Source organism: Rhodopseudomonas sp. BR0C11, assembly GCF_010820945.1.
Taxonomy (GTDB): domain Bacteria; phylum Pseudomonadota; class Alphaproteobacteria; order Rhizobiales; family Xanthobacteraceae; genus Rhodopseudomonas; species Rhodopseudomonas palustris_H.
In genome coordinates, this window is the sequence record NZ_QTKI01000805.1 from 1 (window position 1) to 612 (window position 612).

1 protein-coding gene is annotated in these 612 nt (G+C 67.0%); it reads left to right on the plus strand.

The genetic code is table 11. The features are described from left to right. The coding region (locus DYI24_RS27495) for a TOBE domain-containing protein (protein ID WP_205523726.1) at window positions 1-310 on the plus strand (310 nt) is incomplete at its 5' end. Window positions 311-612 lie beyond the last annotated feature (302 nt).

Sequence of the window (612 nt, forward strand, 5' to 3'; positions counted from 1 at the left end):
GACCGCCGGGAGCGTGCGCAGCCTCGGCCTCGTGGTCGGCCGCGAGGCGATCGTGCTGATCAAGGCGCCGTTCGTGATGATCGCGCCGGGCCATCAGCCGCCGCTGGTCTCGGCGCGCAATTGCGTGCGCGGCATCGTGCGCCGCGCCGACGTCTCGGCCGTCAACGCCGAGATCGTGCTCGATATCGGCGGTGACAAGACGCTGGCGGCCTCGGTCACGGCGCGCAGCGCCGACGACCTCAAGCTGGCCCCCGGTGATCCGGCCTGCGCGGTGTTCGACGCCGCTCACGTCATCGTCGCGATCGACTGACGCGATGCACCGACCATGTTCGTCCCGATCTCATCATTCCGAGCGGAGCGACATCATCACCAAACGAGGCTTGATCACCAAACGAGGCTTGGGCCGCGTCGTGCCGTTCGCCTTGTCGCCATCACCATCACTGCGGACTTCAACCAGTAGGAGACTTCCCTTGAAAGCCATTGCTACTCTCAAGCTCGCCCTGTTCGGCGCAGCTTTTGCCGCCGGCCTTGCCTCCGTGCCGGCGCTCGCCGATTCCGCCAAGGTCGCGGTCGCGGCGAATTTCACCGAGCCGGTGAAGGAGATCGCCGCGG